Source organism: Pseudoduganella lutea, from assembly GCF_004209755.1.
Lineage (GTDB): Bacteria > Pseudomonadota > Gammaproteobacteria > Burkholderiales > Burkholderiaceae_D > Rugamonas > Rugamonas lutea.
Genome location: NZ_CP035913.1, coordinates 440,775 through 454,116 on the forward strand (window position 1 = coordinate 440,775; position 13,342 = coordinate 454,116).

The 13,342-nt window shown below is 66.5% G+C and carries 11 protein-coding genes; 10 read left to right on the plus strand and 1 reads right to left on the minus strand.

Annotated elements, in window-relative coordinates:
- Positions 1–67: 67 nt before the first annotated feature.
- From EWM63_RS01800 to EWM63_RS01845, 10 genes are all read left to right on the plus strand, one after another.
- Entirely contained in the window at positions 68–2,092 is a 2,025-nt protein-coding gene (locus tag EWM63_RS01800; protein WP_229487677.1) for a glycoside hydrolase family 2 protein, read from the plus strand.
- A gap of 94 nt (positions 2,093–2,186) precedes the next feature.
- Positions 2,187–3,494, plus strand: coding sequence for an extracellular solute-binding protein (locus EWM63_RS01805; RefSeq protein WP_229487678.1), 1,308 nt, complete (start codon positions 2,187–2,189; stop codon positions 3,492–3,494).
- A gap of 13 nt (positions 3,495–3,507) precedes the next feature.
- On the plus strand, positions 3,508–4,404 hold the full coding sequence (locus EWM63_RS01810; RefSeq protein WP_130185024.1) for a carbohydrate ABC transporter permease: 897 nt from the start codon (positions 3,508–3,510) through the stop codon (positions 4,402–4,404).
- Between the two features lie 51 nt (positions 4,405–4,455).
- Positions 4,456–5,286: a carbohydrate ABC transporter permease gene (locus EWM63_RS01815; RefSeq protein WP_130185025.1), complete on the plus strand. Its 831-nt coding sequence runs from the start codon at positions 4,456–4,458 to the stop codon at positions 5,284–5,286.
- Between the two features lie 49 nt (positions 5,287–5,335).
- Positions 5,336–6,445, plus strand: a complete 1,110-nt coding sequence (locus tag EWM63_RS01820) for an ABC transporter ATP-binding protein (RefSeq protein ID WP_130185026.1) — start codon at positions 5,336–5,338, stop codon at positions 6,443–6,445.
- Between the two features lie 66 nt (positions 6,446–6,511).
- Positions 6,512–7,573, plus strand: a complete 1,062-nt coding sequence (locus tag EWM63_RS01825) for a UDP-glucose--hexose-1-phosphate uridylyltransferase (protein ID WP_130185027.1) — start codon at positions 6,512–6,514, stop codon at positions 7,571–7,573.
- A 51-nt stretch (positions 7,574–7,624) separates the two neighbouring features.
- Complete coding sequence (gene galK / locus EWM63_RS01830; protein WP_130185028.1) at positions 7,625–8,788, plus strand: galactokinase; 1,164 nt, start codon at positions 7,625–7,627, stop codon at positions 8,786–8,788.
- A 193-nt stretch (positions 8,789–8,981) separates the two neighbouring features.
- Positions 8,982–9,656 (plus strand): response regulator, encoded by a 675-nt coding sequence (locus EWM63_RS01835; protein WP_130185029.1) that lies wholly within the window; start codon positions 8,982–8,984, stop codon positions 9,654–9,656.
- Complete coding sequence (locus EWM63_RS01840; protein ID WP_207221219.1) at positions 9,653–10,996, plus strand: sensor histidine kinase; 1,344 nt, start codon at positions 9,653–9,655, stop codon at positions 10,994–10,996. Before EWM63_RS01835 ends, EWM63_RS01840 begins: the two co-directional genes overlap by 4 nt.
- 96 nt (positions 10,997–11,092) lie before the next feature.
- Positions 11,093–11,449 carry a hypothetical protein gene (locus tag EWM63_RS01845; RefSeq protein WP_130185030.1) on the plus strand — a complete coding sequence of 119 codons (357 nt, stop codon included), beginning with the start codon at positions 11,093–11,095 and terminating at the stop codon, positions 11,447–11,449.
- 72 nt (positions 11,450–11,521) lie between these two features.
- Here EWM63_RS01845 and EWM63_RS01850 read toward each other — a convergent pair whose 3' ends face one another.
- A complete protein-coding gene (locus EWM63_RS01850; protein ID WP_130185031.1) occupies positions 11,522–13,324 on the minus strand; it encodes an amidohydrolase in 1,803 nt (600 codons plus the stop codon).
- Positions 13,325–13,342 lie beyond the last annotated feature (18 nt).

A 13,342-nucleotide genomic window follows, 5' to 3' on the forward strand; every position in this document is an offset into this window, starting at 1 on the left:
TTTTCAACCAATCGAACACAACGCGCCGCCAGTGGCGCGCACTCGGCTTTCAAGGAGGAATCACACCGTGGACTATCCCCGCCCGCAGATGCGGCGTACCCAATGGCTCAATCTCGACGGCGCATGGGACGCCATGCTCGACGACCAGGCGCACTATGCCGACCCGGCGACGGTACCGTTCGACCGTACCATCATCGTGCCCTTCCCGCCCGAGGCGAAAGCCAGCGGCGTGCACGACACGGGCTTCCGCCGGCGCGTCTGGTACCGCCGCGTGGTCGGGCTGGACGACGACAGCCTGGCGCCGGGCCGGGACGAGCGCCTGATGCTGCATTTCGGCGCGGTCAACCACCGCGCGCGGGTATGGGTCAACGGCCATTTCGCCATCCAGCACAAGGGCGGCCACAGCCCGTTCTCGATCGACATCACGCGCTACCTGGTGGCCGGGCAAGGCGAGCGGATCGAGCCGGTCGAAATCATCGTCCAGGCCGAGGACGACCCGACCGACATGCACAAGGTGCGCGGCAAGATGGACTGGGAACTCGACCCGCACTCGATCTGGTATCCGCGCACCACCGGCATCTGGCGCACGGTCTGGCTCGAGAAGGTATCGCGTGCCCACGTCGAACAGCTGCGCTGGAGCGCCGACGTGGCTTGCTGGCAGATCCACCTGAACGCGCTGGTGTCGCACGTGCCGCCGGACTGCACCCTCAACGTCATCCTGCGCCTGGGCGACAAGACCCTGGTCAACGACCGCTGCATGCTGACCGGACCGCGGCTGTCGCGCATCTTCCAGCTGCCCGACCCGGGCATCGACGACGCAAGGGCCGAGTGGCTGTGGAGCCCGGAAAGCCCGCAACTGATCGAGGCCGAAGTCAGCCTGCACGACGCCGACGGTACCCTGCTCGACACGGTGTTCAGCTACACCGCGCTGCGCACGGTGGGCGTCGACGGCGACCGCTTCGTGCTCAACAGCCGGCCCTACTACCTGCGCATGGTGCTCGACCAGGGCTACTGGCCCGAGAGCCTGATGGTGGCCTCCAGCGACCAGCTCAAGGAAGACGTCATGCTGATCAAGCGGCTCGGCTTCAACGGCGTGCGCAAGCACCAGAAATCCGAAGACCCGCGCTGGCTGTACTGGTGCGACGTGCTGGGCCTGTGCGTGTGGGGCGAAATGCCGTCCGCCTATGGTTTTTCCAGCGAGACCGTGCACGGCGTGATGGAGGAATGGAAGGAGCTGGTCGAACGCGACATCTCCCACCCCTGCATCGTGGCCTGGGTACCGACCAACGAATCGTGGGGCGTGCCTGAACTCATGTACGACAAGCGCCAGGTCGACTTCGTGCGCGCCATGTACCACATGACGCGCGCGCTGGACGGCTCGCGTCCGGTGGTCGGCAACGACGGCTGGGAAATGCCGTGCGGCGACTTCGTCAACATCCATGACTATCACGCCGATCCCGAAGAGCTGTACGGGCGCTACGGCACGCGCGACAAGGTTGCCTATACGCTCGAACACGTGCGTCCGGCGCGCCGGCGCCTGGTCATCGACGGCTTCTCGGGTGCCGGCAAGCCGCTGTTCCTCTCCGAGTTCGGCGGCATCGCCTGCCTCGATTCGTCCAAGGAAAAAGGCTGGGGCTACTCGGTGGCCAAGGACGGGCCGGAACTGCTGGAACGCTACCAGAAGCTGATGGCCGCGATCCACCGCTGCCGTCCCCTGTCGGGTTTCTGCTACACCCAGCTGACCGACACGTTCCTGGAAAAGAACGGCCTGCTGACCGAGGACCGGGTTCCCAAGGCGCCGATCGCGGCGCTGGCCGAGGCCACGCGCGGTCCGGAAGCCAACCTGCACGACTGGTACATCGACCCGCTCGGTCACAGCGAGAAGTGGCGCGGCCGCCGCGGCGGCGACTGGGAGCTGGAATGGATGCTGACCGGCGCCGAGATGCTGGCCCAGCCCGGCCTGGCGGTCCTGCCTGCCGGGACACCGGCACCGGCGGAGACGGCCGACGTGCTGCCGCCGCTGGATCGCCAGCTCGGCGTGGGGCCGGACGATGCGCCGGGCGGCGCCAGGCCCATGGCGAGCCGCCAGTGACAGGCAAGGATGCGTGACAGGTCGCGACGGCACGTCGCGGCGCGCAGCAGGTAGAGAAGAGCCAGAACAGCAACACTACAAGATTGGAGACACCGTGACGTTTATCGGAAAATCGCTTGCCGCCCTGCTGGTCGCGCTATGCGTCCCGGCGCTGGCCCAGGCCAGGCAGCAGGAAGGCGAACAGATCGAAGTCAGGCTGTGGACCTTGCTGAGCGGGGGCGACGGCGCACGCATGGCGGCATTGATACAGCAGTTCAACGCCAGCCAGCGCGAGGTGCGGGTGGTCAGCACCACCCTCAAGTGGGGCGAGCCCTTCTACACCAAGCTGATCACCGCATCGGTGGTCGGCGCCGGCCCGGACCTGGCCACGGTCCACCTGTCGCGCATTCCCAACCTGGCCAGCGGCGGCGTGCTGCGGCCGATCGCCGCGCCGGAACTGGCGGCCTCCGGGCTGGCCGGCCGGGACTTCTTCCCGCGCCAGTGGCAAAAAGCGCAGTACGAGGGCGACCTGTACGCGGTGCCGCTCGACCTGCATCCGCTGGTCCTGTACTACAACAAGACGCTGGCTGGCGAGGCAGGCCTGCTCGACGGCGCCGGCAAGCTGAAACCGATCGAAGGGGTCGATGCGCTCACCGCAGCCTTCCGCGCCGTCAGGGAACAAACGGGCAAGGCCGGCATGACGATGGAGAGCAGCCAGAGTTCCTACGCCATCTGGCGCCTGTGGCTGTCCATGCTGGCCCAGCGCAATGTCGCGGTGATCGACCAGGGCCGCTTTACCTACGGGCGCGCCGGCGAGGAATGCCTGGCCCAGGTGGGCGCCTGGTTCGACCGCGGCTATGCCGTGCCGGGCCTCGATTACGCGGCCTCGACGGCCCAGTTCATGGGCGGCCAGGCCGGCTTCATGATCAACGGCGCGTGGGAAGTGCCGGAAATGGTGCGCGCCAGTACCGCCGGCACGCTCGGCTTCGACTACGGCATCGTGCCGCTGCCGCGCATGTATGACAACGCCAGCGCCTGGGCCGACTCGCATGCCCTGGCGATCCCGGTCAACCAGCGTACCCCGATGTCGCCGGCCAAGGCCCGCGCGGTGCTCGGCTTCGCGGCGTTCGTGAGCCGCAATTCGCTGCGCTGGGCGGAGGGCGGCCACATTCCCGCCTACCGCCCGGTGGCCGAGTCGGCCCAGGCGCGCGCCCTGATGCCCAACGCGATGTATGCGCAAGCCGCGCAGAACGTCGTGTACGACCCGGACGGCTGGTACCTGGGCGCGGCCGGGCCGCTGCAGGCGATGGCGTCCAAGTTCCTGCCGGCGGCGCTGTCGCGGCAGCTGACGCCGGCCGAGGCGCTGGGCATGTTCGAGAAAGAAGCCGGGCGCCTGATCAAGAAGCGTCCACCCATCTACTGAAGCGGGAACCTCGATGAAACCGAACTTCCATTCGCCGCCGGCCGGTGCGCGCGCGCGCCGCGAGAACCTGGCCGCGGCCATGCTGCTGGCACCGTTCGCGCTGGTATTCCTGCTGTTTTTCCTGGTGCCCGCGCTGCAGACGCTGTACCTGAGCCTGACCGAGAGCAGCCTGACCCGCACCAGCGGCTTCGTCGGCCTGGCCAACTACGCCACGCTGGTGCAGGATCCCGGGTTCTGGGCTTCGCTCGGCAATACCTTTTATTTCGCGTTGCTGACCGTGATCCCGCTGACCGCGCTGGGCCTGGTGATGGCGCTGCTGGTCGAGCACTTCACGCGCGCCCGCTCCTGGCTGCAGGGAGCGTTCTTCCTGCCCTTCGTGCTGCCCATCTCGGTGATGACCCTGATCGCCGACTGGATGCTGCAGCCCTCGTCGGGCATCGTCAATCACCTGCTGGGCACGCAGCGCGCCTGGCTCGCCGACTTGCACTGGGCCATGCCGATGGTGGCCATCGGCACCATCTGGTGGACGGTCGGCTTCAACATGCTGATGTTCATCGCCGGCCTGCGCAACATCCCGGTCGACCTGTACGAAGCGGCGGCACTCGATGGCGCGCGCGGCTTCACGCTGTTCCGCCACATCACGTGGCCCGCGCTGCGTCCGGTGGTGGGCACCGCCGTACTGCTGTCGCTGATCGCCTCGCTCAAGATCTTCGGCCAGACCTACATCCTGACCACGGGCGGGCCGTTCAATACCACCCGGGTCACCCTTCACTATATGTACGAAACCGCGTTTACCCAGAGCGACGCGGGCTACGCCGCCGCCATCGCCATGGCCTTCGTGGCCATCGTGATCGCCCTGTCGCTGCTGCAGGGCGGCCTGGTCAGATGGTCGGCAAGGAAACGGGCATGACAAGCATGCATGACAAGAACGACATGAGGAGTACGACATGAGGAGTACAGAATGAAGCGGCGCAGCAGCATCGGCTGGTCGGCCGTCGCCCTGGTCTCGGCCATCACCCTGGCCGCCCTGTGGGTGTTTCCCCTGCTGTGGGCGCTCAGTACCGCGTTGCGCCCCGAGCACGAAACGGTCTCCAGCGTGTTCCACTTCCTGCCGCGTACCTGGACCCTGGAGGCGTTCGCCAAGGTGCTCGGTGCCGGCAACGTGCCGCGCTGGCTGTTCAACAGCGCGGTGGTGGCGGTGCTGGTCACGGTGCTGACCATGGCCCTGAGCCTGATGGCCGCGTACGCTTTTTCGCAGATGCGCTTTCGCGGGCGCGGCTGGCTGTTCGGCCTTACCATGGTGGCCTTCCTGCTGCCCTTCGAAGCGCTGCTGGTGCCGCTGTTCCGCACCATGAACCAGCTCGGCCTGATCAACAGCTATGCCGGCATCGTCTTGCCGCAAGTGGTGTCGCCGATGGTGATCTACGTGTTCAAGCAATTCTTCGACGCCATTCCGAAAGACTTCCGCGAGGCGGCCGTCATCGACGGCGCCTCGCCCGCGCGGGTGTTGTGGAGCCTGTATCTGCCGGTCTCGGCCAACATCGTCTGGGCCATGGCCATCGTGACCTTCATCGGCGCGTGGAACAACTTCCTGTGGCCGTTCATCATCGTCACGTCGAACGACATGATGACCATCCCGCTCGGCCTGACCCAGACCTACGATGCCTACGGCGTACGGTATGCCCAGCTGATGGCGGCGGCCCTGCTGGGTGCCTTGCCGGCGGGCCTGGCGTATGTGCTGTTCCAGCGCCGCGTGACCCAGGGCTTCCTGGCCGCAAGCGGGCTCAAATAAGCCTGGCATTTCCTGGGCAATCCCAGTCAATCATCTGTTTGGAGTCGACATGGCATCGGTCAGTCTGCGTGGCATCACAAAGCAATACGAAAACAATCCGGTCATCAAGGGCATCGACCTCGATATCGAAGACCAGCAGTTCGTGGTATTCGTCGGCCCTTCCGGCTGCGGCAAGTCGACCCTGCTGCGCATCATCGCCGGCCTGGAAGACATCACCGAAGGCACGCTGGAGATCGGCGGCAAGGTCTGCAACGAAGTGGAACCCGCCCGCCGCGGCATCGCCATGGTGTTCCAGAGCTACGCGCTGTACCCGCACATGACCGTGGCCGAGAACATGGGCTTTGCGCTCAAGCTGGCCAGGGTGCCGAAGGCCGAGATTGCCGAACGGGTGGCGCGCGCCGCCGAGATCCTGCAGATCGGCCACCTCCTCGAACGCACCCCCAGGGCCCTGTCGGGCGGCCAGCGCCAGCGCGTGGCGATCGGCCGTGCCATCGTTCGCAAACCGGACGTGTTCCTGTTCGACGAACCGTTGTCGAACCTGGATGCGGCCCTGCGCGGCCAGACCCGCATCGAGCTGGCCCGCCTGCACCGCGAGCTCAAGAGCACCATGATCTACGTCACCCACGACCAGGTCGAGGCCATGACCCTGGGCCAGCGCATCGTGGTGTTCAACGGCGGGCATATCGAGCAGCAGGGCACGCCGCGCGAACTGTACGAACGCCCGGCCAACAAATTCGTCGCCGGCTTCCTCGGCTCGCCGCACATGAACTTCCTGGACGGGGAACTGGCCGGCTGCGAGGAAGGGCTGGCCACGGTTCGCCTGCCCGGGGGCGCGCTGGTGCGCGTGGCGGCCGATGCCGGAGCCTTGCCGCCGGGGGCCAGGGTCACGCTGGGGGTGCGTCCCGAGCACCTTGCCCTTGCCCGGCCGACGAACGGGGGGATTCCTGCCACGGTCGCACTGGTGGAGTATCTGGGCGACGTCACCCTGGTACACGCGCAAGTGCAGGGCAGCAGCGAGACCGTGGCCTTCAAGTACGAGCACGACGTGCCTGTGCCCGAAGGAGGCGCAACCATCGCGCTGGCGCTGGACCCGCGGTGCGCCCACCTGTTCGACGAAACCGGCGCCGCCGTCCGGCATGCACTCGCGAAAAACGTTTGATGTTCCGACAATAATTTCCGAGATGGCGGCGCGCCCGTTACCGCCCATCGATCACAGAGGAGCCGCATGTTCGATCCCACAGACCATCCCCATCGCCGTTTCAACCCGCTCATCGGCGAGTGGGTGCTCGTCTCGCCGCACCGCGCCAGGCGGCCGTGGCAGGGGCAGCAGGAAGCGGTCGACGATACGCCGAAGCCCGCCCACGATCCGCACTGCTACCTGTGCGCCGGCAACACGCGCGTGAACGGCGAAGTCAATCCCGACTACAAGGGAACGTTCGTCTTCAACAACGATTTCGCCGCGCTGATGGCCGATACGCCGGACGCGCCGGCCGGCACCGACCCGCTGTTCCGGAACACGAGCGCGCGCGGCTTGAGCCGGGTCATCTGCTTCTCGCCGGACCACGGCAAGTCGCTGCCGGAAATGGACCTGCCGGGGCTCGAGCAGGTGGTCGACACGTGGTGCGCGCAGGCCGGGGAGCTGGGCAGGACGTACCCGTGGGTGCAGGTGTTCGAGAACAAGGGCCAGGCGATGGGCTGCTCCAATCCGCACCCGCATGGCCAGGTGTGGGCCAACAGCTTCATCCCGAACTCGCCGGCCAGGGAAGACGTGCAACAGCGCGCCTATCACCAGGAACACGGCCGCCCGATGCTGCTCGACTATGCCGAACGCGAGGCGGCGGCGGGCGACCGCACCGTCGTCATCACCGGGCATTGGCTCGCGGTGGTGCCGTACTGGGCCGCCTGGCCGTTCGAGACGCTGCTGCTGCCGCGCTTCGAAGTGAAGCGCCTGGAAGAGCTGACGAAGGAACAGCGCACCGACCTGGCCGTGGCCATCAAGCAGCTGACCATCAAGTACGACAACCTGTTCCAGACCTCGTTCCCGTACTCGATGGGCTGGCATGGCGCCCCGTACGCGGTGGACGGCCAGGGCGGCAACGAGGGGAACACCAGCGCGCCATGGCAGCTGCATGCGCACTTCTACCCGCCGCTGCTGCGCTCCGCCTCGGTGCGCAAGTTCATGGTCGGCTACGAGATGCTGGCCGAGGCGCAGCGCGACCTGACGCCGGAGCAGGCGGCCGCGCGGTTGCGCGCGCTGCCCGATGTGCACTACCTGCAACGCCCGTAGTGCACACCGACGACTTACCCCTATTCGACACGCAAACAAGAAGAGATCCTGATGAGCGAAATGCTGATTGACCACACCCGCACCGCGTTCGAGAACAAGTTCGGTGCCGCACCCGAGGTGATGGTGCAGGCCCCCGGCCGGGTCAACCTGATCGGTGAACACACCGATTACAACGACGGATTCGTGCTGCCGGCGGCCATCGACTACAGCACCGTGATCGCCGCGCGCCGCCGCGCCGACCGCATCGTGCACATCGTGGCGGCGGACTACACATGCGCGGAAGACCAATTCTCGCTGGAAGCGCCGATCGAGCGCCGCGACGAACCCATGTGGGCCAACTACGTGCGCGGGGTGATCCGCGACATGGTGGAACGGGGCTTGCCGCTGCAAGGCTTCGACATGGTGGTATCGGGCGACGTGCCGCAGGGCGCCGGCCTGTCGTCGTCGGCATCGCTGACGGTGGCCATCGGCCGCCTGTTCGCCACGCTGCCGGGCCTCGAGGACGTGAGGCCGATCGACATCGCCCTGGCCGCGCAGCGCGCCGAAAACAACTTCGTCGGCACCAGGTGCGGCAACATGGACCAGATCATCTCGGCCTCCGGCATCGCCGGCCATGCGCTGATGATCGACTGCCGCTCGCTGGAAACCACGCCGGTGCCGATCCCGGCCGGCGCGGCCATCATGATCTTCAACTCCAACGTGCAGCGCGGCCTGGTGGACAGCGAGTACAACACGCGCCGCAGGCAGTGCGAGGCGGCCGCCCGCCACTTCGGCGTGAAGGCGCTGCGCGACGTCGACCAGGCGATGCTCGATGCGCGCGGCGGCGGACTCGATGCCGTCACGCTCAAGCGTGCGCGCCACATCGTTTCCGAGAATGCCCGCGTGCTGGCGGCCGCCGATGCACTGGGCCGGGGCGACCTGGCGCGCATGGGCGAGCTGATGGCCGCGTCGCACGCATCGATGCGCGACGATTTCGAGATCACCGTGCCGCTGATCGACCAGCTGGTGGACATCGTCAGGAACGTCATCGGGTCCGAGGGCGGCGTGCGCATGACGGGCGGTGGATTCGGCGGCTGCGTCGTGGCGCTGGTTCCGGACGCCAGGGTAACGCCCGTACGCGACGCCGTGACGAAGGAATATACGGGTCCGAACGGGATGGGCGCCACGATCTACGTGTGCAAGGCTTCACCCGGGGCAGGTGTCGTGCCGGCCTGACTGTCCGACAGTATTGCCCGGCTGCGTGGCTGTGCAGTCCACGCCACTGCCGGCGTCTCGAATCTCGGCCAGCCGGAACGAGCGCATCATCGCGCGACAGCCGTCCATGCCATGTTCCCGCAATGTGCACCCGCTATGCTGGTCATGGCGCCTGCCTGCCGCTGCGCCGAACCGTACTGGAGGGAAGCCATCGATGAGAATCTTGCTGGTAAAGGACGAGATCGAATTTGCCGACACCGTGCGCAGCGCACTGGAGCGAGAAAAATTCGTGGTCGACCACGCGGACCGCCTGGGAGTGGCCCGCGAGGCATGCCGCCTGGCCACCTATGACCTCGTCCTGCTCGACCGCACCTTGCCCGACGGCGACGGGCTGTCCTTGCTGCCCGCCTTGCGCGGCGCGCTTCCTGGACTGGCGGTGATCGTGCTGAGCGCCCGAGGCGGGGTGGCCGAGCGTGTCACGGGACTGGACGAAGGGGCGGACGACTATCTGGTCAAGCCGTTCGCGCTGGAAGAGCTGTTTGCGCGCATCCGCGCGGTGCGGCGTCGTCCCGCCGACCTCGGCGTCGAAGAGATCGGGGTCGGCGCGCTGGTTTTCGACATCGCCAACGACGAAGCCAGCGTGGCCGGCGTCCGCCTCGTCCTGGCCCGCCGCGAGTTGCGCGTGCTGGCCACGCTCATCAGGAGGCGTGGACGCACGGTCCTGCGGGAATCGCTGGAGCAGAGCGTGTATGGCTTCGACGATGCGATCCAGTCGAACACGCTCGATTCACATGTTTCGCGGCTGCGCCGCAAGCTGGCCGAGGCGAATGCGGGCGTCGAGATCCACGCCATCAAAGGGGTCGGCTACCTGTTGCAGGCGCGCCCGTGAGGCAGCGGCTGCCTTCGCTGAAGTGGCCGCTGATCGTCCAGCCGCTGCTGCTGCAGTTGACCATCCTGTTCCTCGGCCTGGTCGGCATGATCGCGCTGGCGACACGGATCGACAGCGGCGGACCGTACACCGACGAGACCATCACCCCCGTCATCGCCGGCGCCATCGTGCGCGACGGCGATGGCCGGCTGGCGGTGCGCATGACGCGCGAGCTGGCCGCGTTGCGCGCGGAGACGCCGGCCCTGTGGTACATCGCCGAGGACGATGCCGGCCGCCGCGTCGGCTTCGGCCAGGTGCCGGTGGAGTACGCCGCATTCAGCGGCGTACTTCGTCAGCTCGCGTATGGACATGTGCGCGACCGCTTCGCGCCCCACGTCATGTCCGCCGTCATTCGCCGCGAACCTTCGCCCGCTGGTCCACTGACGATCATGGGACACGGCAAGCTGACCGAACTGAGCTTCACCGTACTCCTGGCCTCCAGCGTTGGCGCCCTTCCGGTCGCGCTCCTGATGGTCCTGGTGTCGTTCATCGCCACTCCCCTGATCGTCAGGCGCTCGCTGGCCGGCGTGGCGCAGATCGCCCGGGAAGCCGAACGGATCGGCGCAGGCAGTCGCGCCGCCAGGCTCAGCGAGGAACATGTGCCGGTCGAGATCGCGCCGCTGGTCAGGGCGGTGAACGATGCCCTCGGTCGCCTCGATGAGGGCTATGAGCGACAGCGCCGCTTCATCGCGTCCGCCGCGCACGAATTGCGTACGCCGATCGCGATCCTGCGCGTCAAGGTCGATGCGGCGCCGGAGCCGGCTACGCGCAGGCTGGGCATCGATATCGAGCGGCTCGCCAACCTGGCGGAGCAGATGCTCGACCTGCAGCGCCTCGATTCGGCCTGGCACGAACAGGCGTTCGACCTCGCCCTGCTGGTGCGCCGCGTAGCCGCCGACCTCGCGCCCCTGGTGATCGCAGCGGACCGCTCGATCGAGGTCGTGGTCGATCACGCGCAGCAGGTCAGCGGCGATGCCAGCGCGATCGAAAGGGTGCTGACGAACCTGGTACAGAACGCGATCGACCATGGCGGGCGCTCTGTCACCATCCGGGTCCAGGGGACGGCGGTCGAAGTCGAGGACAACGGTCCGGGCATTCCGCCGGACGAGCGCGAGCGTGTATTCGAACCGTTCCACCGCCTGCGGCCGCGGTCGACGGGAAGCGGTCTCGGCTTGCACCTGGTCCAGCACGTGGTGCAACGGCACGGCGGCCACGTGTCGATCAGCGACGCGCGCGGTGGCGGCACGGTCGCGCGGGTTGAATTTCCTCCGGTACGCCCTGCCCTACGGGACACGCCATGATCCCGCAATCCTGAACTGTTCTACTGTCGTACAGCCAGGGTCCTGCCACCCGATCGCAGGGCCATGAACCGAAACCGTACAACAGGAGAACAGACCATGAAGTTGCCTTACTCGACCAGAATGACCCGCCGCGCGCTTGCGCTCGGCTTCGCCGCCGCGTGTGGCGCGGGCCTCGGCGCGTGCGCATCCCCGGAGCAGAAGCGACAGGCCAACCTCTACCAGGACGGCGCGACCTGTACCGAGTTCGGCGCGCGCTCCGGCACGCCGGAGTACACCGAATGCATGCTGACCCAGCAAAGCCGGCGCGACAACAAGCAACGCGACTCGCTCGAACAGACCGCGCTGACCAGCCAGATTGCCAGGGACAGCCAGGAAATGAGCCGCAAGGTGCGATGCGATCGCGACGCGAAGAAAGACCGTGAGGCTGGACTGCGTCCACGACGCTGCGACTGAGCGGCCACGGGCGGTTGGGCGCAACCGGATTCCCGTTCGACCTTGGCGAAGGCCGCTCATCTGGTCGCGCTCCTACCTGGCTTCGTAATATCCGCCGAAGTATTTCACGGGCGACCATGACGGCAGCACTTCGGGCAGTCGTGGCGCCAGCGTGCGATAGTCCTGCGCGCCGAACACCACCCTGCCGTCCATCACGGTCAGGACCGAGGCAATCGACTTGATCTGGTTTTCCGGCACCGTGAAGTAATCCTTGTCCAGCAGGACGAAGTCGGCCAGATGGCCTGGTGCGACCATGCCCAGTTCGGACTCCGCGTTCATGAACCATGCGGCGCGCCGGGTGAACAGGTCCAGCGCTTCGGCCCGCGAGAGCCGGTTATCCGCTGCCAGCACCTCGGACCCGGAGACCGATTTTCCGGTCACCATCCAGCTGATGCCGACCCAGGGGTTGAAGGTCGCGGCGCGGAAGGCGTCGGTACTCATCGCCACGTTGACACCGCTGTCGACGAGCTGGCGCAGGCGTGGCGTCATCAATGCCTTTTCGCGGCCGTGCGTCTTGATGAAGCCATCGCCATGCAAGGCCATCTTGGGGTCCAGCGCAATCCCGCCGCCCAGCGCCTTGACCCTGGCGATGTTGGCCGGACTGATGGTCTCGGCGTGCTCGATACTCCAGCGCAGGCCGGCGAGCGGCTTGCGTTTGTTCAGCTCTTCCAGGGCGTCCAGGAAAGGCGTGATGTTCTCGTCGTAGCTGATATGCAGGCGGAACGGGATGCGACGCTCGACGAGCTTGGCCACATCCTGGTTCACGAGTTGCCGCATCTTCCCGGGCTCGATGATGACGGCGGGCTTGTCGAAGTTCTCGTGATCGTGGACATCCAGGTGCAATACTTCGCCGGCGCCGCGGTAGACATGGCCGTGGGCCAGTTCCGGGTGCAGATTCTCGCCAGGACTGATTGGCGCGGTCCGGGTGATGGCGGTGATCTGCGCATCGACCATGTTCATCGGGCTGCCGTCACCGAACTGCATGTCGACAAACGGCATGCGCAGATTGAGCCGGTTTTCGCGCGCCAGCGCTGCCACGTTGGCCTGCATGCGCGGGTAGCCGCGGTTGCCGGCATCGATCGCCGAGGTGACGCCGAAGCGGTTCATCGCATGCACCACATGGACAAGCGAACTGACCTCCTCTTCCGCGCTGAGCTGCGGCACCATGGTTTCCACCGCAATGAAAGTAAAGGTATAGCCGTGCACGACACCGGTGTAGTTCCCCTTGCTGTCCTTCTCGAATTCGGTGCCGGGCAGGTTGGGAAATTTATCGGTGCCGACGCCCAATGCCTTCATCGCACGCTGGTTCACGAAAGCCCGGTTGTAGGCGTATTGCACGATCAACGGATGGTCCGGGACGGCCTTGTCCAGTTCCTGCATGGTCGGGAAACGGTTCTCTTCGAACTGATAGGGAGACCAGCCCCCGATGGCCTTGACCCATTGTCCCCTGGGTGTGCGCTTCGACTGCTCGCCCAGCATGGCCAGTGCCCGCCGAAGCGTCGGCACGCCATCCCAGCGCACGTTGTAGGTATAGCCGGATTCGTTGAGCACATGGGTGTGCGAGTCGATAATGCCTGGAATCAGCCTGCGCTGGCGCGAATCGATGAGGCGCGTCGCGGCACCCTTCAGTGCGAGGATCTCGGCATCGCCGCCGACGGAGTAGATGCGGCCATTCCTGACCGCCACGGCGGACGCTTCGGGCTGCGCCGGATTGCCGGTGAAAATTCTTGCGTTGTGGACGATTAGGTCCGCGCCAGCCGTCTCCTGCTTCGCCTGGCCATGCGCGAGTGTCACGGCGCCCGCCGCCATGAGCGTCATCAGTAGTTTGAAAATCATTGCCATTCCCTCCTCATA

What these genes read in the sequence shown, in the direction of transcription:
- EWM63_RS01810 (WP_130185024.1), top strand. Translation starts at nt 3,508, where the DNA reads ATGAAACCGAACTTCCATTCGCCGCCGGCCGGTGCGCGCGCGCGCCGC.
- EWM63_RS01815 (WP_130185025.1), top strand. Translation starts at nt 4,456, where the DNA reads ATGAAGCGGCGCAGCAGCATCGGCTGGTCGGCCGTCGCCCTGGTCTCG.
- EWM63_RS01820 (WP_130185026.1), top strand. Translation starts at nt 5,336, where the DNA reads ATGGCATCGGTCAGTCTGCGTGGCATCACAAAGCAATACGAAAACAAT.
- EWM63_RS01825 (WP_130185027.1), top strand. Translation starts at nt 6,512, where the DNA reads ATGTTCGATCCCACAGACCATCCCCATCGCCGTTTCAACCCGCTCATC.
- galK (WP_130185028.1), top strand. Translation starts at nt 7,625, where the DNA reads ATGAGCGAAATGCTGATTGACCACACCCGCACCGCGTTCGAGAACAAG.
- EWM63_RS01835 (WP_130185029.1), top strand. Translation starts at nt 8,982, where the DNA reads ATGAGAATCTTGCTGGTAAAGGACGAGATCGAATTTGCCGACACCGTG.
- EWM63_RS01845 (WP_130185030.1), top strand. Translation starts at nt 11,093, where the DNA reads ATGAAGTTGCCTTACTCGACCAGAATGACCCGCCGCGCGCTTGCGCTC.
- EWM63_RS01850 (WP_130185031.1), bottom strand. Translation starts at nt 13,324, where the DNA reads ATGATTTTCAAACTACTGATGACGCTCATGGCGGCGGGCGCCGTGACA.